General features: G+C 63.8%; 19 protein-coding genes. 6 read left to right on the forward strand and 13 right to left on the reverse strand.

The genetic code is table 11. The features are described 5' to 3' along the window. Positions 1–25: 25 nt before the first annotated feature. Together ACLEJP_RS19025 and ACLEJP_RS19030 are read right to left on the reverse strand one after the other, a co-directional pair. The gene (locus tag ACLEJP_RS19025; protein WP_440808830.1) at positions 26–1,024 is read right to left on the reverse strand and encodes an FAD:protein FMN transferase; all 999 of its coding nucleotides are present in this window, start codon (positions 1,022–1,024) and stop codon (positions 26–28) included. Between the two features lie 176 nt (positions 1,025–1,200). Further along, positions 1,201–2,664: a glyceraldehyde-3-phosphate dehydrogenase gene (locus ACLEJP_RS19030; protein WP_186678675.1), complete on the reverse strand. Its 1,464-nt coding sequence runs from the start codon at positions 2,662–2,664 to the stop codon at positions 1,201–1,203. Between the two features lie 167 nt (positions 2,665–2,831). Here ACLEJP_RS19030 and mfd point away from each other — a divergent pair, with 167 nt between their 5' ends. From mfd to ACLEJP_RS19045, 3 genes are read left to right on the forward strand one after another with little or no spacing between them, the layout of a single operon-like run. Further along, positions 2,832–6,281, forward strand: coding sequence for a transcription-repair coupling factor (gene mfd, locus ACLEJP_RS19035; RefSeq protein WP_440808834.1), 3,450 nt, complete (start codon positions 2,832–2,834; stop codon positions 6,279–6,281). A 9-nt stretch (positions 6,282–6,290) separates the two neighbouring features. Next, entirely contained in the window at positions 6,291–6,863 is a 573-nt protein-coding gene (locus ACLEJP_RS19040; RefSeq protein WP_440808837.1) for a CsiV family protein, read from the forward strand. Between the two features lie 4 nt (positions 6,864–6,867). After that, a complete protein-coding gene (locus tag ACLEJP_RS19045) occupies positions 6,868–10,176 on the forward strand; it encodes a DEAD/DEAH box helicase (RefSeq protein ID WP_440808840.1) in 3,309 nt (1,102 codons plus the stop codon). 126 nt (positions 10,177–10,302) lie between these two features. Here ACLEJP_RS19045 and nagZ read toward each other — a convergent pair whose 3' ends face one another. From nagZ to ACLEJP_RS19060, 3 genes are read right to left on the reverse strand one after another with little or no spacing between them, the layout of a single operon-like run. Beyond that, a complete protein-coding gene (gene nagZ / locus ACLEJP_RS19050; RefSeq protein ID WP_440808882.1) occupies positions 10,303–11,301 on the reverse strand; it encodes a beta-N-acetylhexosaminidase in 999 nt (332 codons plus the stop codon). Between the two features lie 22 nt (positions 11,302–11,323). Continuing rightward, entirely contained in the window at positions 11,324–11,848 is a 525-nt protein-coding gene (locus ACLEJP_RS19055) for a L,D-transpeptidase family protein (RefSeq protein WP_440808842.1), read from the reverse strand. A 40-nt stretch (positions 11,849–11,888) separates the two neighbouring features. Then, complete coding sequence (locus ACLEJP_RS19060) at positions 11,889–12,596, reverse strand: TetR/AcrR family transcriptional regulator (RefSeq protein ID WP_289130118.1); 708 nt, start codon at positions 12,594–12,596, stop codon at positions 11,889–11,891. A 251-nt stretch (positions 12,597–12,847) separates the two neighbouring features. On the opposite strand from ACLEJP_RS19060, the gene lexA reads away from it, so the two are divergent. Next, positions 12,848–13,456 carry a transcriptional repressor LexA gene (gene lexA, locus ACLEJP_RS19065; RefSeq protein WP_114170995.1) on the forward strand — a complete coding sequence of 203 codons (609 nt, stop codon included), beginning with the start codon at positions 12,848–12,850 and terminating at the stop codon, positions 13,454–13,456. Positions 13,457–13,469: 13 nt separating this feature from the next. Next, complete coding sequence (gene sulA / locus ACLEJP_RS19070; protein ID WP_440808845.1) at positions 13,470–13,946, forward strand: SOS-induced cell division inhibitor SulA; 477 nt, start codon at positions 13,470–13,472, stop codon at positions 13,944–13,946. A gap of 48 nt (positions 13,947–13,994) precedes the next feature. Here the strand turns inward: sulA and ACLEJP_RS19075 are convergent, their stop codons facing one another. From ACLEJP_RS19075 to ACLEJP_RS19105, 7 genes are all read right to left on the reverse strand, one after another. Further along, the gene (locus tag ACLEJP_RS19075) at positions 13,995–14,228 is read right to left on the reverse strand and encodes a hypothetical protein (protein WP_004376430.1); all 234 of its coding nucleotides are present in this window, start codon (positions 14,226–14,228) and stop codon (positions 13,995–13,997) included. A gap of 50 nt (positions 14,229–14,278) precedes the next feature. Continuing rightward, the gene (locus ACLEJP_RS19080; RefSeq protein WP_144171908.1) at positions 14,279–14,794 is read right to left on the reverse strand and encodes a DUF6586 family protein; all 516 of its coding nucleotides are present in this window, start codon (positions 14,792–14,794) and stop codon (positions 14,279–14,281) included. A gap of 89 nt (positions 14,795–14,883) precedes the next feature. Next, positions 14,884–17,493 carry a type I DNA topoisomerase gene (gene topA / locus ACLEJP_RS19085; RefSeq protein ID WP_440808846.1) on the reverse strand — a complete coding sequence of 870 codons (2,610 nt, stop codon included), beginning with the start codon at positions 17,491–17,493 and terminating at the stop codon, positions 14,884–14,886. Between the two features lie 100 nt (positions 17,494–17,593). Further along, complete coding sequence (locus tag ACLEJP_RS19090) at positions 17,594–17,845, reverse strand: DUF1653 domain-containing protein (protein ID WP_225777032.1); 252 nt, start codon at positions 17,843–17,845, stop codon at positions 17,594–17,596. Positions 17,846–17,921: 76 nt separating this feature from the next. Continuing rightward, the gene (gene fadA / locus ACLEJP_RS19095; protein ID WP_225777031.1) at positions 17,922–19,097 is read right to left on the reverse strand and encodes an acetyl-CoA C-acyltransferase FadA; all 1,176 of its coding nucleotides are present in this window, start codon (positions 19,095–19,097) and stop codon (positions 17,922–17,924) included. Between the two features lie 31 nt (positions 19,098–19,128). Further along, positions 19,129–21,276 carry a fatty acid oxidation complex subunit alpha FadB gene (gene fadB, locus ACLEJP_RS19100; protein ID WP_440808849.1) on the reverse strand — a complete coding sequence of 716 codons (2,148 nt, stop codon included), beginning with the start codon at positions 21,274–21,276 and terminating at the stop codon, positions 19,129–19,131. A gap of 517 nt (positions 21,277–21,793) precedes the next feature. Next, on the reverse strand, positions 21,794–22,231 hold the full coding sequence (locus ACLEJP_RS19105; protein WP_225777029.1) for a hypothetical protein: 438 nt from the start codon (positions 22,229–22,231) through the stop codon (positions 21,794–21,796). A 110-nt stretch (positions 22,232–22,341) separates the two neighbouring features. Between ACLEJP_RS19105 and ACLEJP_RS19110 the strand changes: the two genes are divergently transcribed. Next, positions 22,342–22,782 (forward strand): universal stress protein, encoded by a 441-nt coding sequence (locus tag ACLEJP_RS19110; protein ID WP_056806485.1) that lies wholly within the window; start codon positions 22,342–22,344, stop codon positions 22,780–22,782. 62 nt (positions 22,783–22,844) lie between these two features. Here ACLEJP_RS19110 and ACLEJP_RS19115 read toward each other — a convergent pair whose 3' ends face one another. Then, positions 22,845–24,773 carry an ATP-binding cassette domain-containing protein gene (locus ACLEJP_RS19115; RefSeq protein ID WP_440808853.1) on the reverse strand — a complete coding sequence of 643 codons (1,929 nt, stop codon included), beginning with the start codon at positions 24,771–24,773 and terminating at the stop codon, positions 22,845–22,847. Positions 24,774–24,881 lie beyond the last annotated feature (108 nt).

Genomic DNA, 24,881 nt, shown 5'->3' on the forward strand with positions numbered 1-24,881 from the left:
GCGGCGATCATCCCTGCTTGTGCTTTCACTCGCCTTTCACTGCCCGCTCGAACGCGGGCGTAGCTCGGGAGACGAAGCCACCCTCGGCCCGAGTCACCAGAACAGCCGGCAGGCCATGCGTCATGGCAAAATCCCAGCCGCGCTGCGGGCCGAGGATCAACAACAGCGTCGAATAGCCGTCTGCCCGCAGTGCCGAGGCATCGAGCACGGTGACCGCGGCCAGGTCATGTTGCACCGGGCGCCCGAGGCGGGCATCGAAGGTGTGCGAATAGCGCCGGCCATTGTCCTCGAAATAATGCCGATAGTCACCCGAGGTTGATACCGAAAGGCCATTGAGCGGAATGACCTGGCGGGCGATCTGGCGGTCTTCGCGGGGTAGCTCCAGGGCAATGCGCCAGGGGCTGCCGTCAGGCTTGCGGCCGACGGCCTTGAGCTCACCGGTCACTTCGGCGACGAAGCTGGCGACGCCCATGGCCTGCAGGCGCGTGGCGATCAGGTCGACGGCATGGCCGGCGGCAATGCTGTTGAAGTCGAGCTGCACCGGGGCGTCCTTGCACAGGGCCTGGCCCTGGATGTGCAGCTGTCGGTAGCCCACCCGCTGGCGCGCCTGGGCCAGGGCCTGCGGGTCGGGCACCTGCATGTGGCGCGCCTGCGGGCCGAAGCCCCACAAGTCGAGCAACGGCTCGACGGTGAGGTCGAAGGCGCCGTCGCTCTGCTCGGCCAGGTGCTGGCCGAATGCAGCCAGCTCAAGCATGTCGGGCGGCAAGGCCATGCACTGGTTGGCGGGCAGCAAGTTGAACTGGCTGACGATGGAGTCGCCGCGGTAGGTTGAGTAGTGCTGATCAATGCCGTTGAGGATGGCCTCGACCGCCGCCTGGACTTGGGCCGGCGCCGGGCCGCCGGGCTCGCGGACGTACTGGATGCTGTAACTGCTGCCCATGGTCGGGCCACCCAGGCGTTCGACGGTCGGGCCCTGGTTGCAGGCGGTCAGCAGCATCAGGATGAACAGGAGGGCTGTGCGCAAAGGGTGGGTTCTCGGTGGCTGTGCTGGCCTTATCGCGGATCAATCCGCTCCTACAGGATATGCACCGCTGTGCAGGAGCGGATTTATCCGCGATCAGGCCAGCACAGACAACACAAAATCTGGATAAAAAAACGGGAACCCGAAGGTTCCCGTTTTTTCATTGCCTTACAAGCGAATCAGCGCGGAAACGCTGGCGGGTTCACACCGGCCATCTCTTCCATCACGCGAACCACCTGGCAGCTGTAACCGAATTCGTTATCGTACCAGACGTACAGGACAACGCGATTGTCGTTGGCGATGGTCGCTTCAGCATCAACCACACCGGCGTGGCGCGAGCCGACGAAGTCGGTCGAAACCACTTCCTGCGAGCTGACGTAGTCGATCTGCTTGTGCAGTTCCGAGTGCATGGCGGTCTGGCGCAGGTACTCGTTGATCTCGTCGCGCGAGGTAGGCTTTTCCAGGTTCAGGTTCAGGATGGCCATCGAAACGTTCGGCGTCGGTACGCGAATGGCGTTGCCGGTCAGCTTGCCCTTGAGCACTGGCAGTGCCTTGGCGGCAGCAGTGGCGGCGCCGGTTTCGGTGATGACCATGTTCAGCGGCGCGGCACGGCCACGGCGGCTGCCCTTGTGGAAGTTGTCGATCAGGTTCTGGTCGTTGGTGAACGAGTGAACGGTTTCGACGTGGCCGTTGACGATGCCGTACTGGTCGTTGATGGCCTTGAGCACCGGCACGATGGCGTTGGTGGTGCAGGAAGCGGCCGAGATGATCTTGTCATCGGCAGCGATGTCACCGTGGTTGATGCCGTGCACGATGTTCTTCAGCGCGCCTTTGCCAGGTGCAGTGAGGATCACGCGGGCAGCGCCCGGGCAGGCCAGGTGCTGGCCCAGGCCGTCGGCATCACGCCATACGCCGGTGTTGTCGACGATCAGCGCGTTCTCGATGCCGTACTGGGTGTAGTCGACTTCGCTCGGGCTCTTGGCGTAGATGACCTGGATCAGGTTGCCGTTGGCGGTGATGGTGTTGTTGGCTTCGTCGATGGTGATGGTGCCATCGAACGGGCCGTGTACCGAGTCACGGCGCAGCAGGCTGGCACGCTTGACCAGGTCGTTCTCGGCGCCCTTGCGCACGACGATGGCACGCAGGCGCAGGCCGTCGCCGCCACCGGTCTTCTCGATCAGGATGCGCGCCAGCAGGCGGCCGATGCGGCCGAAGCCATACAGCACGACGTCGGTGCCCTTGCGCGCCGAAGCGTTCTGCTGACCTACCACCTCGGCCAGTTCTTCACGGACGAACTGCTCGGCAGTACGGCCATTGCCTTCCTGCTTGAACTTGTTGGCCAGCTTGCCCAGGTCGACCGAGGCGGCGCCCAGCTTCAGCTCGCTCATGGCCTTGAGCAGGGGGAATGTCTCGTGTACGGACAGTTCGGTCTCGTCGGCTTGACGATGACGCGCAAAGCGGTGCGCCTTGAGGATCGAGATAACCGAACGGTTGATCAGGCTACGGCCATAAATCGAGCTCACCACATTGTTGTTGCGGTAGAGCTGACCGATAAGCGGGATCATCGCTTCAGCCAGGGCTTCACGATCGATCCACTCACCAAGACACTGGTCGGGCTTCTGAGTCACGGGAACCTTCCACATGTAGGGACAGAAAAAAGGGGCTACATTATGACGCCCCAACGCGTAACCGGCAATGAGCGCCTGTCGCGGTCACACAAGCCAGCGTTCATGCCCTTTCGAGCCTGACAGCCGGCACCGTCACCGGTACAATCGATCTCTTTGCCGCAACGCTTGGAGTGCAATCTCCCGTGTCAGTTCTGCGCCTACCGCAAATGTCGGCCACGGCCGGCAAACAAACCTGGGGAAATCTACCCGGTGCCGCCCTCAGCCTGGCCATCGCCGAGGCCGCCAGCAGCGCGGGCCGCTTCACTTTGCTGCTGACTGCCGACAGCCAGGCGGCCGATCGTCTGGAACAGGAACTCCGCTTCTTTGCCCCGGACCTGCCGGTGCTGCCGTTCCCCGATTGGGAAACCCTGCCCTACGACCTGTTCTCGCCGCACCAGGACATCATCTCCCAGCGCATCGCCAGCCTCTACCGCCTGCCGGAGCTGAGCCATGGCATCCTCGTGGTGCCGATCACCACCGCCCTGCACCGCCTGGCACCGACCCGCTTCCTGCTGGGCAGCAGCCTGGTGCTGGACGTCGGCCAGACCATTGATGTCGAACAAATGCGCACGCGCCTGGAGGCCAGTGGCTATCGTTGCGTCGATACGGTCTACGAGCATGGCGAGTTCGCCGTGCGCGGGGCATTGATCGACCTGTTCCCGATGGGCAGCAAGCTGCCCTACCGCATCGACCTGTTCGATGACGAGATCGAAACCCTGCGCACCTTCGACCCGGAGACCCAGCGCTCGATCGACAAGGTCGATTCGGTGCGCCTGCTGCCGGCCCGCGAGTTCCCGATGCAGAAAGAGGAAGTGACGCGCTTCAAGGCACGCTTCCGCGAACGCTTCGACGTCGACTTCCGCCGCAGCGCGATCTTCCAGGACCTGGCCAGCGGTATCATTCCCGCCGGCATCGAGTACTACCTGCCGCTGTTCTTCGAGGAAACCTCGACCCTGTTCGACTACCTGCCGGCCGACACCCAGGTGTTCTCGCTGCCCGGCGTGGAGCAGGCTGCCGAACACTTCTGGAACGACGTGCGCGGGCGCTATGAAGACCGCCGTGGCGACCTGAGCCGGCCGTTGCTACCGCCTGCCGAGCTGTTCCTGCCGGTGGAAGACTGCTTTGCCCGGCTCAAGCAATGGCCACGGGTGGTGGTCAGCACCGAAGACCTCGACCCCGGGGTGGGCCGCGAGCGCTTCCCGGCGCGTGCCCTACCCAACCTGGCGATCGAGGCCAAGGCCAACCAGCCGCTGGCCGAACTGGCCAGTTTCCTCGACCAGTTCCCCGGCCGCGTGCTATTCACTGCCGAATCGGCAGGCCGCCGCGAAGTGCTGCTGGAACTGCTCGAACGGCTGAAGCTGCGGCCACAGAGCGTCGACGGCTGGGCCGACTTCATCACCGGTGCCGAGCGCCTGGCGATCACCATCGCCCCGCTGGATGACGGCCTGCTGCTGGACGACCCGGCTATCGCCCTGGTCGCCGAAAGCCCACTGTTCGGCCAGCGCGTGATGCAGCGCCGCCGCCGAGACAAGCGCGGTGAAACCGCCAACGACGCGGTGATCAAGAACCTCACCGAACTGCGCGAAGGCGCACCGGTGGTGCACATCGACCATGGCGTCGGCCGCTACCTGGGCCTGGCCACGCTGGAAATCGAAGGCCAGGCCGCCGAATTCCTCACCCTCGAATATGCCGAAAGTGCCAAGCTGTACGTGCCCGTGGCCAACCTGCACCTGATTGCCCGCTACACCGGCAGCGACGATGCGTTGGCGCCGCTGCACCGGCTGGGCTCGGAGGCCTGGCAGAAGGCCAAGCGCAAGGCCGCCGAACAGGTACGCGATGTCGCCGCCGAGCTGCTCGACATCTATGCCCGCCGCGCCGCGCGCAAGGGTTATGCGTTTGCCGACCCGGCCGCCGACTATGCCACCTTCAGCGCCGGTTTCCCGTTCGAGGAAACCCCGGACCAGCAGGCCGCGATCGAAGCCGTGCGCGCCGACATGCTGGCGCCCAAGCCGATGGACCGGCTGGTGTGCGGCGACGTCGGCTTCGGCAAGACCGAAGTGGCCATGCGCGCGGCATTCATTGCCGTACACAGTGGCCGCCAGGTGGCCGTGCTGGTGCCCACCACCCTGCTCGCCCAGCAGCACTACAACAGCTTCCGCGACCGCTTCGCCGACTGGCCGGTGACCGTGGAGGTGATGAGCCGCTTCAAGTCGGCGAAAGAGGTGGCCGCCGCCGCCGCGGACCTCGCCGAAGGCAAGATCGACATCCTCATCGGTACCCACAAGCTGCTGCAGGACGACGTGCGCTTCAAGGACCTGGGCCTGGCCATCATCGACGAAGAGCACCGCTTCGGCGTGCGCCAGAAAGAACAGCTCAAGGCCCTGCGCAGCGAGGTGGACATCCTCACCCTCACCGCCACGCCGATTCCGCGCACGCTGAACATGGCCGTGGCGGGCATGCGCGACCTGTCCATCATCGCCACGCCACCGGCGCGCCGCCTGTCGGTTCGCACCTTCGTCATGGAGCAGAACAAGAGCACGGTGAAGGAGGCGCTGCTGCGTGAACTGTTGCGCGGCGGCCAGGTGTACTACCTGCACAACGATGTGAAAACCATCGAGAAATGTGCCGCCGACCTTGCCGAGCTGGTCCCCGAGGCGCGCATCGGCATCGGCCATGGGCAGATGCGCGAGCGCGAGCTGGAACAGGTGATGAGCGACTTCTACCACAAGCGCTTCAACGTGCTGGTGGCCTCGACCATCATCGAAACCGGCATCGACGTGCCCAGCGCCAACACCATCGTCATCGAGCGTGCCGACAAGTTCGGCCTGGCCCAGCTGCACCAGCTGCGCGGCCGGGTTGGCCGTAGCCACCACCAGGCCTACGCCTACCTGCTGACACCCACCCGGCAGAAGGTCAGCGCCGACGCCGAGAAACGCCTGGAGGCGATCGCCAACACCCAGGACCTCGGTGCCGGCTTCGTGCTGGCCACCAACGACCTGGAGATCCGCGGTGCCGGCGAGCTGCTGGGCGAAGGCCAGAGCGGGCAGATCCAGGCGGTGGGCTTCACCCTGTACATGGAAATGCTCGAACGCGCAGTCAAGGCGATTCGCAAGGGTACCCAGCCCAACCTGGAGCAGCCGCTGGGCGGTGGCCCGGAAATCAACCTGCGCCTGCCGGCCCTGATCCCCGAGGACTACCTGCCCGACGTGCATGCGCGGCTGATCCTGTACAAGCGCATCGCCTCGGCCGCCGATGAAGAAGGCCTCAAGGACCTGCAGGTGGAGATGATCGACCGCTTCGGCCTGCTGCCCGAGCCGACCAAGAACCTCATGCGCCTGACCTCGCTCAAGCTGCAGGCGGAAAAGCTCGGCATCAAGAAAGTCGATGCCGGCCCCAATGGCGGCAAGATCGAGTTCGAGGCCGAGACGCCGGTCGACCCGCTGACCCTGATCAAGCTGATCCAGGGCCAGCCCAAACGCTACAAGTTCGAAGGCGCCACCCAGTTCCGCTTCCTGGTACCGATGGAACGCCCCGACGAACGCTTCAATACCCTGGAGGCGCTGTTCGAGCGCCTGACCCCACAGCCTGCTTAAGGAAGACCCATGCGTGCCATCCGTTGCCTGACCCTGCTGCTGGCGCTGTTCGCCCCGGCTGCCTTCGCCGAAGGCCTGTATCAGGTAGAAATGATCCTGGTGCGGCAGAACAGCGTGCCCGCCTTTACCAGCCCGTTCGCCCCGGAAAACTGGAGCGCCGGTGCCCCGCGCCTGGAAAAGGACGCCGAGCGTCGCCTGGCCCTGGAAGACGAAGCCACCCGCCTGGCAGCCACCGCCGACTACACCGTGCTGATGCACAAGGCCTGGCAGCAACGGGTCGGCAGCGAACCCAGCCGCATCGCCCTGGGCGAAGGCGCCGAGCAGTTCGGCCATTTCCCTATCGAAGGCAACCTGAGCATTGCCGAGGGCCGCTTCATCGCGGTCGAGGCCAATTTCTGGGTCAACCAGCTGGACGGCAACGGCAGCGTGCTGCAAAGCGAGCAGTTCAAGCAGAGCAACAGCAACGTCAAGGGCGGGCAACTGACCTTCCTTGACGGCGGGCACCTGGCGCTGCTGCTGAAGGTGACGCCACCGGGCACGCCGAAGATGCCGGTGATGGACCCGGAGATGATGGAGCAGTGATGCAATGAGCCATGACGCTCTGCAGTTGCTGCGCGAGTACCCGAACTGGACCCAGTCGTTCACCGGCCCGGTCCTGCAGCGCGGCGAGCGTTATGCCCGGGAAGAGCGGGTAAAGATCGAATACTGCAGCGGCGCGCTCATCGAAGCCAGCTGTCGCGGCAGCGAGGGCAGCACTTATCGGCAGAAGATCACCCTCACCGCCTTGGCTGGCCGCTGCCATGTACGCGGCCAGTGCAGTTGCCCCGTCGGGCACAACTGCAAGCATTGCGCCGCCGCGCTGTTGGTCCTGGGCGAACAACAGGCCACGCCGAGAAGTGACGGTGACGCCCTGCCGGCCAACCTGCAGCGCTGGCTGAAAGGTCTCGAACAGCCTGCGCAGGAGCCTGCCGAAACCCAAGACAAACGCGGGCGCATGGTTTGCTACCAACTCCTGCTCACCGACGAGCCCGGCTGCGCGTTGCGGGTACGCAAAGGCACACGCGAAGAGCAGGGGTTGCGCTATAGCCGTGTGCAGTCACTCTACGATTTCCTTTACGAACCCCCGCGCTTCGTCAAGGAAGACGATATCCGCATCTTGCGCCTGCTTTCGGCACTCAATCAGGCCGGCAGCCAGGACCGCGGCTACCAGCTCAAAGGCCGGGAAGGCGGCGAGCTGTTCCAGCGCGCGCTGCATACCGGCCGCATGCTCTGTGACGAAAACAAGCCCCTGCTGCGCGAGGGCCCTACGCTTGCGGCCGAGTTCCGCTGGGTACGGCTGGACAATGGTCACTATCGGGGCATCTGGTACCACGGTGAAACGCCGCTGAACTGCGTGATTGCGCTGCTGCCACTTTACTATTTCGACTTCACCGGCAGCGTGGTGGGCAAGCTCGAGCACAGCCTCGATCCGCATATTGCCCTGCAACTGACCATCGCTCCTGACGTTCCGGAACATCTTGTCGTGCCCCTCAGCCACAAGCTCAACGCCTTGAACCACCAACTGCCTACGCCGACAACGCTGGACGAACAACGCATTGACGACCTGCAGCCCAGCCCGTGCCTGACCCTGGGCAGCCTCGAATTCAGCGCCTACATGCCCAAGACCGGCCGCATGCAACGGCAGATGCAACACCGTGCCGCGCTGGCCTTCGACTACGACGGCCTGCGCGCCAGCGGCAGCGACGACAAACCGCTGACCCGCCTGGTCGGCGACACCAGCCAGCGCATCCGCCGCCAACCCCAGGCCGAGCAGGCACTGCGCAAGGTGCTGCACGACCTCGGTTTCAAGGCCGCCACCCGGCAGAGCAAGGCACTGCCTGACAGCGCCGGCGAAATGCTCCAGCTGCCCGATGACGAAGCCTGGCTGCAGTTTGCCCGCGAGGGCCTGCCGCGCCTGCGCGAAGCCGGTTGGCACATCGATATCCACCGCGACTTCGCCTTCAACCTGCAGGAGGTGGACGACTGGTACGCCAGCATTGATGAAGCACCTGGCCATGAATGGTTCGACCTGGAGCTTGGCATCGTGGTCGATGGCCAGCGCCACAGCCTGTTGCCGATCGTGCTGCAACTGCTGCGCAGCAACCCGGAACTGCTGCGCCCCAGCGAACTGGCCCGGCGCAGCGACGACGAACACCTGCTGCTCGACCTCAACCGCGGGCGCCTCGACGCCCCGGCCTTGCGCGTCGCCCTGCCGTACGGCCGGATCAAGGCGGTCATGGGCACGCTCGGCGAACTCTACCTGAACGACCATGCCGCCGGCCCATCGCTGCGCCTGGACCGCGCCGACGCCGCACGCCTGAACGCAATCGAAGGCCTGCCGCTGCACTGGGAAGGCGGCGAGCATGTGCGTGATCTAGGCCGCCGCCTGCGCGATGCCCGCGACCTGCAGGCGCCAGCGCCGGCCGGCCTGCAGGCCAGCCTGCGCCCCTACCAACAACAGGGCCTGAACTGGCTGCAGGCACTGCGGGAAATGGGCACCGGCGGCATCCTTGGCGACGACATGGGCCTGGGCAAGACCTTGCAGACCCTGGCACACCTGTTGCTGGAAAAGGAGTCCGGGCGCCTGAGCACACCGGCGCTGGTCGTCATGCCCACCAGCCTGATCCCGAACTGGCTCGACGAAGCTCAACGCTTCGCCCCCGGCCTGCGGGTCGTGGCCCTGCACGGGCCTGGGCGCAGCAAGCATTTCGCCAACCTGCAGGCTTATGACCTGGTGCTGACCACTTATGCCCTGGCCCCCCGCGACCTCGAACACCTGCGCACCCGGACCTGGCACGTGCTGGTGCTGGACGAGGCGCAGAACATCAAGAGCAGCACCAGCAAGGCCGCCCTTGCCGTCTGCGAACTGCAGGCCGGGCAGCGCCTGTGCCTGACCGGCACGCCGATGGAGAACAACCTCGGCGAGCTGTGGTCGCTGTTCCACTTCCTGATGCCGGGCTGGCTGGGCGACCTGAAGCGCTTCAACCAGGACTACCGCACCCCGATCGAGCGCCACGGCGACAGCGAACGCATGGCCCACCTGGCCAACCGCATCCGCCCATTCCTGCTGCGCCGCACCAAGGAACAGGTGGCCACCGAACTGCCAGCCAAGACCGAGATGGTGCACTGGGTCGAGCTCAGCGATGCCCAGCGCGACACCTACGAGGCCGTGCGGGTGGCCATGGACCAGAAGGTCCGCGACGAAATCGCCCGCAATGGGGCCGCCCGCAGCCAGATCGTCATCCTCGACGCCCTGCTCAAGCTGCGCCAGGTATGTTGCGACCTGCGCCTGGTCAAAGGTGTGGAAAGCAAGGGCAACCAGGCGGACAAGGGCAAGCTGGGTGCGCTGCTGGAAATGCTCGAGGAACTGCTCAGCGAAGGGCGCCGGGTGCTGCTGTTTTCGCAATTCACCTCGATGCTGGCGTTGATCGAGGAAGAGCTGAACAAACGCAGGATCCGCTACAGCCTGCTGACCGGTGATACCCGCGACCGGCGCACGCCGGTGCAGCAATTCCAGCAGGGTGACAGCGAAGTGTTCCTGATCAGCCTTAAAGCAGGTGGCGTGGGACTGAACCTGACGGCGGCCGACACGGTGATCCATTTCGACCCGTGGTGGAACCCGGCCAGCGAAAACCAGGCCACTGATCGCGCCTATCGCATCGGCCAGGACAAGCCAGTGTTCGTGTTCAAGCTGATCACCCGGGGCACGGTGGAAGAGAAGATTCAGCTGCTGCAGCAGGAAAAAGCGGCGCTGGCAGCGAGCCTGCTGGACGGCGGCCAGGCCGGGCAGTGGCGGCTGGGGGATGAGGAGATCGAAGCGCTGTTTGCGCCGCTGCCCGGGAAGCGCGGGCGATAGCCCAGATTCTTTCACTGCCTGTACCGGCCTCTTCGCGGGCACGCCCGCTCCCACAGGTACGGCACCGCCCTTGAGGGCACCGATTTCCCTGTGGGAGCGGGCGTGCCCGCGAAGGCGCCGACGCGGTCAGTCGACCAACTGCGCTTCCTTCAACGCCCCCAACGCCTCCAGCCAGCGGGGCTGCTGGCGATAGTCAGTGCGCGCGAAGCCACGCCCGCGCATCCGCGCAATCCGCGGCGAGGGTTTGACCTTCATCCGCTGGGCCGCACTCAGCGCCAGCTCTGCCGCCGCTCGGTCGTTGCACACCAGACCCATGTCGCAGCCCGCGGTCAAGGCCGCCTCGATCCGGCTGGCCGCATCGCCGACCACATGCGCACCGGCCATCGACAGGTCATCACTGAAGATCACCCCGTCAAAGCCCAGCTCGCCACGCAAGATGTCCTGCAGCCAGCGCCGCGAGAAACCGGCCGGCTGGTTGTCGACCTGCGGGTAAATGACATGCGCCGGCATCACTGCCGCCAGCTGCCCGCTCAAGCGGGTGAACGGCACCAGGTCAGCTTGGCGCAATTGCTCGAGGCTGCGCTCGTCGGTGGGAATCGCCACATGCGAGTCCGCCTCGGCCCAGCCATGGCCCGGGAAATGTTTGCCACACGCCGCCATGCCCGCCGCGTTCATGCCGCGGATGAACGCCCCGGCCAGTTGCGTGGCACGCAGCGGGTCACCCTCGAAGGCGCGGCTGCCGACCACCGCACTGCGCTGGTGGTCGAGGTCGAGCACCGGGGCAAAGCTGAGGTCCAGGCCAACCGCCAGCACCTCGGTCGCCATCAACCAGCCGCACTGCTCGGCCAGGTATTCGGCGTTGTCGTTGTCGGCCAGCGCACGCATGGCCGGCAGGCGCACAAACCCCTGGCGCAGGCGCTGCACGCGCCCGCCTTCCTGGTCCACCGCCAGGATCAGGTCGGGGCGGATGGCACGAATCGAGGCGCACAGCTCACGCACCTGGCGCGGGCTGTCGATGTTACGGGCAAAGATGATCAGGCCGGCCACTTCAGGCTGGCGCAGCAGGTGGCGGTCTTCGGCGGTCAGCCATTTACCGGCGATATCCACCATCAAGGAGCCTTGCAGGCTGACAGTCATGGGTAATCCTTCATTGAAGACTGAGAGAAGCCCACTGGGGGCAAGCGGCCTGCTCGATGCGCACCAGGCAATGCGCCGGCACCCGTTCGAACAGGCTGAGCAAATCGGTGTTGCGCAGGCGTATGCACCCATGGGACCGCGCTACGCCCATGGGTTCCGTATCCGGGGTACCGTGCAGGTAGATATAGCGGCGGAAGGTATCGACTGCGCCAAGGCGGTTGACCCCCGGTTCGCAACCGCTGAGCCAGAGGATGCGGGTGAGGATCCAGTCCCGGCAGGGATATTGCGCCTGCAAGGCCGGCGACCACACCTCGCCGGTCCAGCGCCGCCCGGCCAAGACCGCATTCAGCGGCAGGCCTGCACCGATCTTCGCCCGCACCTGGTGCAAGCCACACGGCGTGCAACCCGAACCATTGCGCTCACCCGCACCGTTGCGCGCCGTGGAAACCGGCAGGCGCAGGCACAGCTGGCCACGGGCGAAGCCATACAGGCGCTGGTCGGCAAGGGAAATGTGCAACAGATCAAGATCGGACATGGGCGCTAGCTTAGCCGAAGCGCCCTGCCCCGCCCAGCCTTCAGGCCTTGGCAGTGGCGCTAGCGCTCTTGCTGCGCGGACGCAACTGGGCGGCGGCCATGGCCGCGTCGGTGACGCCGCTGTCGGCACGCATGCCTGCAGCGAGGAATGGCACCATCAGGCGCATCACCTGCTCGATCGAGGTGTTGATACCGAAGTCGGTCTCGGCGATCGCCCGCAGGGCCTTGATACCGGACATGCTGAAGGCTGCGGCACCGAGCATGAAGTGCACGCGCCAGAACAGCTCGAGTGGCGGAATGCGCGGCGCGGCTTCGTTGACCAGCAGCATGTAGCGACGGAACACCTTGCCGTACATGTCTTCCAGGTACCGCCGCAGGTGGCCTTGGCTCTGGCTGAAGGCCAGGCCCAGCAGGCGCATGAAGATCGACAGGTCGTTGTTGCTGCGTGGCTGCACGGCCAGGGCCTGCTCCACCAGCATTTCCAGCAGCTCCTCGAGGCTGGGCTTGTGCTCCGGCTTGGCCTGACGCCGCTCCAGCTCACGCTCGAGGCTGGCGCAGAAGGGCCCGAGGAAGCGCGAGAATACCGCCTGGATCAGCGCCTTCTTGGAGCCGAAGTGATAGTTGACCGCCGCCAGGTTGACCCCGGCCTTGCTGGTAATCAGCCGCAACGAGGTTTCGGCGAACCCCCTTTCCGCGAACAGCTGCTCGGCAGCATCGAGAATGCGTTCAACGGTTTCCGATTGGGCCATGACTACTCCGACTACTCCGCCAGACAAACAGGTGTTTGAAACATACGTTTCAGCCCTGCTTCTGTCAAGGCTCGGTGACCGGTCGGTCGCCATTAAAAGGCGCCGCGCTTCACGCTGCAAGCCTCAAAACAGGAGCGGCGTCCGCCGGGGGTTGCAGCACCGTTTCGCAGTTTTCTTGCTGCGGGTAGCTTGCAGCGCATCCAGTACTGTATATAATCCCAGTCACTGTACAAAAAGACAGAGCGCCCAACATGTTGAAACTGACGCCACGCCAAGCCGAAATTCTCGCGTTCATCAAGCGTTGCCTGGAAGACAACGGCTTCCCGCCGACGCGCGCCGAGATCGCTCAGGAGCTGGGCTTCAAGTCGCCCAACGCCGCCGAGGAGCACCTCAAGGCCCTCGCCCGCAAAGGTGCGATCGAGATGACCCCGGGCGCCTCTCGTGGCATCCGCATCCCCGGCCTGGAAGCCAAGGCCGAAGAAAGCGGCCTGCCGATCATCGGCCGGGTTGCCGCCGGTGCACCGATCCTCGCCGAACAGCACATCGAGCAATCCTGCAACATCAGCCCCGACTTTTTCCACCCCCAGGCCGACTACCTGTTGCGCGTGCACGGCATGAGCATGAAGGACGTCGGTATCTTCGATGGCGACCTGCTGGCGGTGCATACCTGCCGCGAAGCACGCAACGGCCAGATCGTCGTGGCCCGAATCGGCGATGAAGTCACAGTCAAGCGCTTCAAGCGTGAAGGCAGCAAGGTCTGGCTGCTTGCCGAAAATCCCGAATTCGCCCCCATCGAAGTCGACCTGAAAGAACAGGAACTGGTAATCGAGGGTTTGAGCGTCGGCGTCATTCGCCGCTGATCCAGGAGGCGTCATGCAGCAGTTCATTCACGCACCCGAGCAAGCCCAGTTGCCATTGTTCGAAGCATTCCTCGCCCAGCCCGTATTGCCAGGCCTGAAAGCCAGCGAAGTGGCGCGCAAGAGCAGCCAGCCCGAGCTGTTCAGCGAACTGTCGTTGCGCGGCGCACCCGGGCACTGCCACAGCCTGCTGGCGCCGGTTCTGCGCGAATTGAGCGAAGAAGACGAGAGCCGCTGGCTGACCCTGATCGCCCCGCCGTCAAGCCTGACCCAGGCTTGGCTGCGCGACGCCGGGCTCAACCGTGAACGCATCCTGTTGCTGCACCCGCGCGGCAATCAAAGCCCGCTGCAACTGGCCTGCGAGGCGCTGCGCCTGGGCCGCAGCCATACAGTGGTCAGCTGGCTGGGCAATATCAACGCGACTGCACGCCAGCAATTGCTGCGTGCCGCCAGCACCGGAAACGCACAAAGCCTGAACATCCGCCTCGGCTGATGTTCAGGCTTTGCCTGCTTCAGCTAAACACCTGACAGCTGCTGCCTATCAGTGCAGCACGCGCGGCCCTTCATCACGCTCGAGCTCGCCGTCCATCAGGCGACCGGCCATCTGCACGCCCACACTGAGCATGGCCTTGGCCACTTCCACATGCTGGCCCTGCAGGAACGCCTTGGCGTCTTCCGAAAAATCCAGGGTTACCAGAGAGCCCTCATCCTCGGCGCGACGCAGTTCGATGCGGCCATCAGGCAACTCGACAATTTCCAGAAACGACGTAGACATAAATGGCAGTTCTCCGCGAAAGGCCAGTATTGTACCAGCCGTAGCGGCTATCAGCACTCACTCAACGCGTCACGGAAACGCCTTACAAGACCCTTGAGGTTGCTGCGCCAGCTTTCCAGTTCCGCACGTGACAGCGCTGGATGCTCGGGCTCGTCGAGATTGACGGCCTGAATCAGCGGCTGGGTAACGTCGGTTTTCGGTGTTTTCTTCGCGACCGGTGGTCGGAACAAATCGGCATAAGCACTGAGCATCTGTGCCAGCCAGGTTTCACGCTGGCGGGCCAGCTCCAGCAGCTCGGCCACTTCCGGGATGGCGATGCCGTTCAGCGCGTCGTCGGCCAACGCTTGTTCGACAGTAGCAACGACAGGCAAGCGGTAGAAGCCACCGATCTCATGGCACAGCCCCAGCAGCGCGCCGTACAGGTGAAACAGCGCCGATTCACGCTCAGCCTGGACCAGGCCCTGGGCGTTCATTGCCTGGCTTTGTTCGGCCTTGGCCATGGACTCCAGGGCGAGGCCGGCGAAGAACAGTTTCTGGTTGGTACGGGTGTAGAGTTCCTGGGCCATCTCGGTGCCCTCCCATGAGGCTGCAAGGCGGATAGCTGGATCATAAATGATTGGGGCCGCAAAGCGGCCCCAATCACAGCACTCAAGGATCAGCGCTTGTCTTCAACCTTCCACGCATTGCCGTCGTAGAACGCCTTCCAGCCGGTCGGCTTGCCATCGACTTCGGACTGCACGTACTGCTCCTTGGTCTTGCGACTGTAGCGGATCACTGCAGGGCGACCGTCCGGGTCTTTCTGTGGTGCCTCGCACAGGAAGTGGTACTTCGGATCGATCTCGTGCTTGTGCGGCACGATCTCCAGCACCAGCGGCGCCCGCGTCTCACGGTTCTTGGGGAACTGGCTGGCAGCCAGGAACAGCCCCGAAGCGCCATCACGCAGCACGTAGGTATCGTCAACCTTCTCGCACTTGAGCTCGGGCATATCCACCTTGTCCATCTTCGGTGGCGCCGCCTCGCCGCTCTTGAGCAGCTTGCGGGTATTCTTGCAGGCCGGGTTGGTGCAGCCGAAGAACTTGCCGAAACGGCCAGTCTTCAGCTGCATCTCGCTGCCGCACTTGTCGCATTCCAGGCTCGGCCCTTCGTAGCCCTTGATGCGATAGTTGCCTTCTTCGATCTCATAGCCGGCGCAATCCGGGTTGTTACCACAGATGTGCAGCTTGTGCTTCTCGTCCAGCAGGTAGGCGTCCATCGCCGTGGCGCAGATTGGGCAGCGGTGCTTGCCCAGCAGCACACGGGATTCCGATTCACCCTCGTCGTCGGCGGCAATCTCATCGCCCGGCACCAGGTTCACGGTGGCCTTGCAGCGCTCTTTCGGCGGCAGGCTGTAGCCCGAGCAGCCGAGGAAGACGCCGGTCGAGGCCGTACGAATCATCATCGGGCGGCCACATTCCTTGCACGGAATGTTGGTCATGGTCGGCTGGTTGGCGCGCATCCCGTCTTCGCTGGACTCGGCAGTCTGCAGCTTCTTGCTGAAGTCGCCATAGAACTCGTCGAGCACGTTCTTCCAGTCACGCTCACCCTGGGCCACGTCGTCGAGGTTCTCTTCCATGTCGGCGGTAAAACCGTAGTCCATCAGGTTGGAGAAACTCTCGGACAGGCGCTCGGTGACGATGTCGCCCATTTTCTCCGAGTAGAAGCGGCGGTTGTGCAGGGTCACATAGCCACGGTCCTGGATGGTCGAGATGATCGCCGCGTAGGTCGACGGACGGCCGATGCCGCGTTTCTCCATTTCCTTGACCAGGCTGGCTTCGGTGAAGCGCGCCGGCGGCTTGGTGAAATGCTGGCTCGGGTCGACCTGGATCAGCTTCAGCGCTTCACCCTGGACCATTTCCGGCAACACGTCGTCTTCGCCCGGCTTGCTCTGCTGCGGCAGCACACGGGTGTAACCGTCGAACTTGAGGATACGGCCCTTGGCCCGCAGCTCGAAGTCGCCAGCAGCCACGGTGACGCTGGTGGACAGGTACTGCGCCGGCGGCATCTGGCAGGCCAGGAACTGACGCCAGATCAGCTCGTACAGGCGCTCGGCGTCGCGCTCCATGCCACTGAGCTTGGTCGGGTGGGTGTTGACGTCGGAAGGACGAATCGCTTCGTGCGCCTCCTGGGCGCCTTCCTTGCTGCCATACACCAGCGGCGCCTCCGGCAGGTACTGCTTGCCGAATTCACGCTCGATGTAGCTGCGCGCCATGTCCAGGGCGTCGGCCGACAGGTTGGTCGAGTCGGTTCGCATGTAGGTGATGTAGCCAGCTTCGTACAAGCGCTGGGCCATCATCATGGTTTTCTTCACCCCGAAGCCCAGGCGGTTGCTGGCCGCCTGCTGCAGGGTGGAGGTAATGAACGGCGCCGACGGCTTGCTGCTGGTCGGGCGGTCTTCGCGCTTGACCACGCTGTAGCTGGAGGCCTTGAGCTTTTCCAGCGCAGCCATGGCCTGGGCTTCGTTCAGCGGCTTGAAGGCCTCGCCCTTTTCGCGCGCCACTTCGAAGCGCACCTTGGCGTTCTTGGCGGTGCCGAGGTCGGCGTGGATTTCCCAGTACTCTTCCGGAATGAACGCACGGATCTCGCGCTCGCGCTCCACCACCAGCTTCACCGCCACCGACTGCACACGGCCGGCGGACAGGCCGCGGGCAATCTTGGCCCACAGCAGCGGCGAAACCATATAGCCGACCACACGGTCGAGGAAGCGCCGCGCCTGCTGGGCATTGACCCGGTCGATGTCCAGCTCGCCCGGCTGCGAGAAGGCATCCTGGATGGCCTTCTTGGTAATTTCGTTGAACACCACACGCTTGTAGCGGCTGTCGTCACCACCGATGGCCTCGCGCAGGTGCCAGGCAATGGCTTCCCCTTCGCGGTCCAAGTCGGTTGCGAGATAGATGGTGTCGGCGTCCTTGGCCAGGCGGCGCAGCTCTTCGATCACCTTTTCCTTGCCGGGCAGGATCTCGTACTTGGCCTTCCAGCCGTGGTCCGGGTCGACGCCCATGCGTGCGACCAGCTGGCGGCGGGCCTTTTCCTTCGGCGACAGCGCCGGAGCCTCACCCGCGGCCTTGCCACGCTTGGCGGCCGGCTCTTTGCTGGCGCTGGCCGAACCGCTGGTGGGGAGGTCTCGGATATGGCCGATACTCGACTTCACCACGTACTGGTTGCCCAGGTACTTGTTGATGGTCTTGGCCTTGGCCGGGGATTCCACAATGACCAGCGATTTGCCCATGGATCGGAGTATTCCTGAATCTGAAGATGAAAAACGCGTCAGGTGCCAGACGCGGCACCGCTATATATAGTGGCAAAAGTGTGAGGTCAAGTTCGGTCTGTCATGCTTGCGACTTGCCCAGCAGCCCGGACAGCCCCTCTTCGGCCTTGACCAAAGCAAAGCGTGGCACCTGTTCCCCGTCAACCTCGACGGACTCCTCGAACATCGAAAGTGGCCGTACCCAGAAGCTGTAATCACCATACAGGCATTGGTAGAAGACCATCCACTCTTCGCTTTCGGAGTGCCGCGCAACACTGAAGACACGGTACTCAGGCCCTTTGTAATGCCGGTAGATGCCTGGTTGTATCTGCATGTTGCCCACCCTCTCGAAAAAAACCTGAAAAAACAAAACCGGGGCACAAGGCCCCGGTCGCTGTCCGCCAACGCGATCAGACGCGTTCGAAGACAGTGGTGATACCTTGGCCGAGGCCCACACACATGGTCGCCACCCCGAGAGTACCGCCATTCTGCTTCATGACGTTGAGCAGGGTGCCGGAAATCCGTGCCCCGGAGCAACCGAACGGGTGGCCCAAGGCAATGGCGCCGCCGTGCAGGTTAACCTTCTCATCCATCTTGTCGAGCACTTTCAGATCTTTCAGCACGGGCAGGGCCTGTGCAGCGAAGGCTTCGTTGAGCTCGATGAAGTCGATGTCGGCCATGGTCAGGCCGGCGCGCTTGAGGGCTTTCTGGGTCGACGGCACCGGGCCGTAGCCCATGATCGCCGGGTCGACACCGGCTACCGCCATGGCGCGAATGACCGCCAGTGGCTGGATGCCCAGGTCCATGGCGCGCTGCCCGGACATGACGATCATGCACGAGGCACCGTCGGTGATCTGCGACGAGGTACCGGCAGTGACGGTGCCGCCCTTGGGGTTGAACGCCGGCTTGAGCGCCGCCAGACCTTCGAGGGTGGTTTCCGGGCGAATGGTTTCGTCAAAGTCGAATACCTTGAGGAAGCCGTTCTCGTCATAGCCCTGCATCGGGATGATCTCATCCTTGAACTTGCCTTCGACCGTGGCCTTGTGAGCCAGCTGGTGCGAACGCAGGCCGAACAGGTCCTGCTGCTCACGGGTGATGCCGTGCATCTTGCCGAGCATTTCCGCGGTCAGGCCCATCATCCCGGAAGCCTTGGCGGCATGCAGGGACAGGTGCGGGTTGGGGTCCACGCCATGCATCATGCTGACGTGGCCCATGTGCTCCACGCCACCGACCACGAACACATCGCCGTTACCGGTCATGATGGCCTGGGCGGCAGTGTGCAGTGCGCTCATCGACGAGCCACACAGGCGGCTGACGGTCTGCGCTGCGGAGGTGTGCGGGATCTGGGTCATCAGCGAGGCCATGCGGGCGATGTTCCAACCCTGTTCCAGGGTCTGGTTGACGCAGCCCCAGATCACGTCCTCGACCTCTTTCGGGTCGACCTTGTCGTTGCGTTCCAGCAGCTTGCTGATCAGGTGCGCCGACATGTCTTCGGCACGGGTATTGCGGTGCATGCCACCCTTGGAGCGGCCCATTGGCGTGCGACCGAAGTCGACAATCACCACGTCTCTTGGATTCAGGCTCATATCAAATCTCTCGCTCTAGCTCGTTGACCGCTCAGTTGAAGAAGCGCTGGCCGTTCTTGGCCATTTCACGCAGCTTGGCGGTCGGGTGGTACAGCGGCCCCAGGTCGGCATACTGATCGGCCAGGGCGACGAATTCGGCCACACCGATCGAGTCGATGTAGCGCAGCGCACCACCGCGGAATGGAGGGAAACCAATGCCATAGACCAGGCCCATGTCGGCTTCGGCGGCGGTTTCGACGATGCCGTCCTCCAGGCAACGCACGGTCTCCAGGCACAGCGGGACCATCATCCAGTTGATGATGTCTTCGTCGCTGACTTCACGCTGCTCGAAGACGATCGGCTTGAGCACGTCGAGCACGCTGGCGTCGGCGACCTTCTTCGGCTTGCCGCGCTTGTCGGTTTCATAGGCATAGAAACCTTTGCCATTCTTCTGCCCCAGGCGGTTGGCCTCGTACAGGGCATCGACCGCCGAGCGGCGCTCGTCCTTCATGCGGTCCGGGAAGCCTTCGGCCATCACGTCGCGGCCGTGGTGGCCGGTGTCGATGCCGACCACGTCCATCAGGTACGCCGGGCCCATCGGCCAGCCGAACTTCTCCATGACCTTGTCGATCCGAACGAAGTCGACACCGGCGCTGACCAGCTTGGCGAAACCGCCGAAGTACGGGAACAGCACGCGGTTGACCAGGAAGCCCGGGCAGTCATTGACCACGATCGGGTTCTTGCCCATTTTCTTGGCATAGGCCACGGTGGTGGCGACGGCCACTTCACTGGACTTCTCGCCACGGATCACTTCCACCAGCGGCATCATGTGCACCGGGTTGAAGAAGTGCATGCCGACGAAGTTTTCCGGGCGCTTGAGCGCCTTGGCCAGGAGGTTGATGGAAATGGTCGAGGTGTTCGAAGCGAGGATCGCATCGTCTTTCACCTGGCCTTCCACTTCCGCCAGCACGGCCTGCTTGACCTTCGGGTTCTCGACCACCGCTTCGACCACGATGTCGACGTTGGCGAAGTCGCCATAGGACAGGGTCGGGCGAATGGCGTTGAGTGCCTCGGCCATCTTGGCCGGGGTCAGGCGGCCTTTCTCGACGCGGTTGCCGAGCAGCTTGGAGGCCTCGTTCAGGCCCAGCTGGATGGCTTCCTCGCGGATGTCCTTCATCAGGATCGGCGTGCCCTTGACCGCCGACTGGTAGGCAATGCCGCCGCCCATGATACCGGCACCGAGCACCGCGGCCTGCTTCACGTCGCGGGCGATCTCGTCATGCGCCTTGGCCTTGCGCTTGAGTTCCTGGTCGTTCAGGAACAGGCCGATCAGGCTTTCGGCGACCGAGGTCCGGGCCAGCTTGGCAAAGCCTGCGGCTTCCACTTCCAGGGCCTTGTCACGGCCGAAGTTGGCCGCCTTCTGGATGGTCTTGATGGCTTCGACCGGGGCCGGGTAGTTCGGGCCAGCCTGGCCGGCAACGAAACCTTTGGCAGTCTCGAAGGCCATCATCTGTTCGATGGCGTTGAGCTTGAGCTTTTCCAGCTTGGGCTGGCGCTTGGCCTTGTAGTCCAGCTCACCGCTGATGGCACGCTTGATCAGGTCGAGGGCACCGGCCATGAGCAGTTCAGGGGCGACCACGGCATCGACCGCACCCACCTTGAGGGCGTCTTCGGCACGGTTTTCCTTGCCGGCGGCGATCCACTCGATGGCGTTGTCCGAACCGATCAGGCGCGGCAGGCGCACGGTACCGCCGAAGCCCGGGTAGATGCCCAGCTTGACTTCCGGCAGGCCGATCTTGGCGCTGCTGGACATGACCCGGTAGTCGGCAGCCAGGCACATTTCCAGGCCACCGCCCAGGGCGATGCCGTTGATGGCCGCGACGGTCGGCACTTCGAGGTCTTCGAAGGCGTTGAAGATGCGGTTGGCTTCCAGGTTGCCGGCGACCAGTTCGGCCTCGGGCAGCTTGAAGTTGTCGACGAACTCGGTGATGTCGGCGCCGACGATGAACACGTCCTTGCCACTGCTGACGATCACGCCCTTGACCGAGGCGTCGGCCTGGATGGCATCGACAGCCTGGCGAAGCTCGTTCAGGGTCAGGCGGTTGAACTTGTTGACGGACTCACCCTTGAGGTCGAACTTGAGCTCGACGATGCCACTTTCAAGAGCCTTAACCGTGATGGCTTTACCTTCGTAAATCATCAACTGATCTCCACGATATGGAAGCTGAACGTACACGCCGATCGCTGCAGCAAAAGCAGGCCTAGCTGCCCTGCCCCAGGCACACCCGTCAGCGCGCTAGTCGGAAGTATGGCTTGGCGTGACATACAAACGCTCAATTCATACGCCCGTTTGATTTGGGTGTGCACACATTCTCCGAAAAGATCGGCGTTGTCAAATGCTCACGAGCGGGGTGACAACGCGACTTTCCGGTCATTTTGTATCGCCCAGGTACAAAACATGATGACAGTGATCGCTGACCATTCATGTCAGCGATTGACCACGGGCGACGGCAAAACGCTTGCGTTTTTTTAGCTTGCGCGGCAGTTCCTGGCAGCTACACTGCCACTTGCTTGAATGAATACCCGGCCTGCCTGGCCTTTCTGCGCAGCAGAACGCAAAGCGGCGACTTGGCATCCCACCCCTTCAGGGTATGCCAAGCCGCCGCTTTGTCGTTGTAGAGGTTCAACAAGCGCCGCGTACCCTCGCGGAACAGGTCTCAGGCCAGGGTTTCGAGGACGTAGGCAACATCCTGCAACACAGCCGTTTCGCCGCGCTCGGTCCAGTACAGCGCGATCATCCGTGCATCGGCTTCGACCTTGTAGACGCTGGCCGGCAAACGCGCCAGCGGCTGCATGAAGCGCGGGTCTTCACAGGGTTCGCGCCACTGGTTCCACCACACCCCGGGGCTGACCTGCCAGAAGCTGAAGCTGTCTTCATGCCCGCGACGGCGCGCCCGGTGGTATTGCGGGCACGGGCTTGGCGGCTGTCTTTCCAGCCAGTGCGGCCACTGCTGCGGCGCCAGCTGCATGGCCAGGCCCATGCGGCGTGCCTCCAGGCGCAGCTTCATCTGCTCATTCTGTTTGCGCGAGGTGCGCAGCCAGGAAAGCGGGCTGAGAATCAGCGCAAGGATTGACACCACCAGCAATACCGTCATATCAGTAGTTCCCATAAAACGTTGCAAATGAGCCGGTTAGCCATTTTTCACGGAAGACCCGCCCGAAAGCGACCATACTTCTTCTATCGCGATTGTCAGGAGTTCCGCTCATGCAATACGAACATCTTCTGGTCGCCGTCGACCTGACCGAAGAATGCGACCCGGTGATCAAACGCGCCATGGCGCTGGCGGCACCGTCGAATGCCAAGGTGTCACTGGTACATATCGTCGAGCCGATGGCCATGGCGTTCGGCGGTGACGTACCCATGGACCTGTCGCAGCTGCAACAGCAGCAGTTCGACCAGGCCAAGGAGCGCATGGAACGCCTGTTCAACAAGTACCCGGATATCCACCGCGGCGACTCGCACCTGACCTATGGCCAGCCACGCCAGGAAATCCACCAACTGGCCAAGGACCAGAAATGCGACCTGATCGTGGTCGGCAGCCACGGCCGCCATGGCCTGGCGCTGCTGCTCGGCTCCACGGCCAATGACGTGCTGCATGGTGCGCCGTGTGATGTACTGGCGGTGCGCTTGCAGAAGAAAGAATGATTCGACCTGTCCCGGCCTGTCGCCGGCAAGCCAGCGACAGGGTCGGGACAGGTTGACGCCAATCAGCCTTCCAGCTCGGCCCAGCGCTCGACCAGTACATCCAGCTCGGCCTGCAGCTTCTCGATCTTCGCCAGCACTGCCGAGGTTTCTGCAATCGGCCGCTGATAGAAGCCCGCCGCATTCACCTCTTCCTGAGCTTCGGCCATGCGCTGCTCCAGCTCGTCGATCTGCCCTGGCAGCATCTCCAGTTCACGCTGCAGCTTGTAACTGAGCTTCTTCTTCGAACTGTCGGCCGCCGCCGCAACCGGCGCCGGTGCAGGCTTGGCCTCGACCTTCTCGACCACCGCGCTGTTGAGCTCGGACTTGCCGCCCTTGCTCTCGGTCACGCCCAGCAGTTTCGGCGAACCACCCTGGCGGATCCAGTCTTCATAGCCCCCCACGTATTCGCGCACCTTGCCCTCGCCCTCGAACACCAGGGTGCTGGTGACGACGTTGTCGAGGAAGGCCCGGTCGTGGCTGACCATCAGCACGGTGCCCTTGTAGTTGGACAGTACCTCTTCAAGCAGCTCGAGGGTTTCCACGTCGAGGTCGTTGGTCGGTTCGTCCAGCACCAGCAGGTTGGCCGGCTTGCTGAACAACTTGGCCAGCAACAGCCGGGCACGCTCACCACCGGACAACGCCTTGACCGGCGTACGGGCACGCTGCGGGCTGAACAGGAAGTCGCCCAGGTAGCTCAGCACATGGCGGTTCTGGCCATCGATCTCGATGAAGTCACGGCCTTCGGCCAGGTTGTCGATCACCGTCTTTTCCAGGTCCAGCTGGTGCCGCATCTGGTCGAAATAGGCCACTTCCAGCTTGGTGCCGCGCTCGACCTTGCCGGAGGTCGGCTGCAGGTCGCCGAGCATCAGCTTGAGCAAGGTGGTCTTGCCGGTACCGTTGGCACCCAGCAGGCCGATGCGGTCCTCGCGCTGCAGGACCATGGAAAAACCCTTCACCAGCATCGGCCCGTCCGGGTGATGGAAGCTGACGTTCTCCAGCACCATTACCTGCTTGCCGGACTTTTCCGCCGCCTCGATCTGGATATTGGCCTTGCCCTGGCGTTCGCGGCGCTCGCTGCGCTCCACGCGCAGTGCCTTCAGCGCACGTACACGGCCTTCGTTGCGCGTACGGCGGGCCTTGATGCCCTGGCGGATCCACACCTCTTCCTGGGCCAGGCGCTTGTCGAACAGCGCGTTGGCGGTTTCCTCGGCGGCCAGCGCGGCCTCCTTGTGCACCAGGAAGCTGGCATAGTCACCGTTCCAGTCGATCAGGCCGCCACGGTCCAGCTCGAGGATGCGCGTGGCCAGGTTCTGCAGGAAGGAACGGTCGTGGGTAATGAACAGCACCGCGCCATTGAAGCCGCGCAGCGCCTCTTCGAGCCAGGCGATGGCACCGATGTCCAGGTGGTTGGTCGGCTCGTCAAGCAGCAGCAGGTCGGGCTCCGACACCAATGCCTGGGCCAGCAGCACGCGGCGCCGCCAGCCACCGGACAACTCGGCCAGGGTCTTGTCGGCCGGCAGTTGCAGGCGGCTGAGGGTACTTTCCACCACCTGCTGCAGGCGCCAGCCGTCACGGGCTTCCAGCTCGTGCTGGACGTGCATGAGTTTTTCCAGGTCTTCATCGCCCTGGATATTCAGGCTCAGGTGATGGAACTGCGCCAGCAACTCGCCGACGCCATCCAGGCCGGCGGCCACCACGTCGAACACCGTGCGCTCGTCGGCCACCGGCAGCTCCTGTGGCAGCTCGCCGATCTTCAGCCCCGGGGCACGCCAGATCTCGCCGTCGTCGCCCTTCTGCTCGCCCTTGACCAGGCGCAGCATGCTCGACTTGCCGGTGCCGTTGCGGCCGATGATGCACACCCGCTCGCCACGAGCGATCTGCCAGGACACGTGGTCCAGCAGCGGCATGGCGCCGAATGCAAGGGACACATCGCTGAATTTGAGCAGGGTCATGTTGGTCTCCATAAATCGGGCGCGCATTCTACCTGACTTGGCCCCGGACGGCATCTGCCTGGCCGGCGGGCGAGGGTTTGGCGACATCTGGTCGAACTTAATATTCCG

Origin of the sequence: Pseudomonas sp. SMV7 (assembly GCF_052041995.1) — a bacterium.
In the GTDB taxonomy this organism is placed as follows: Bacteria; Pseudomonadota; Gammaproteobacteria; order Pseudomonadales; family Pseudomonadaceae; genus Aquipseudomonas.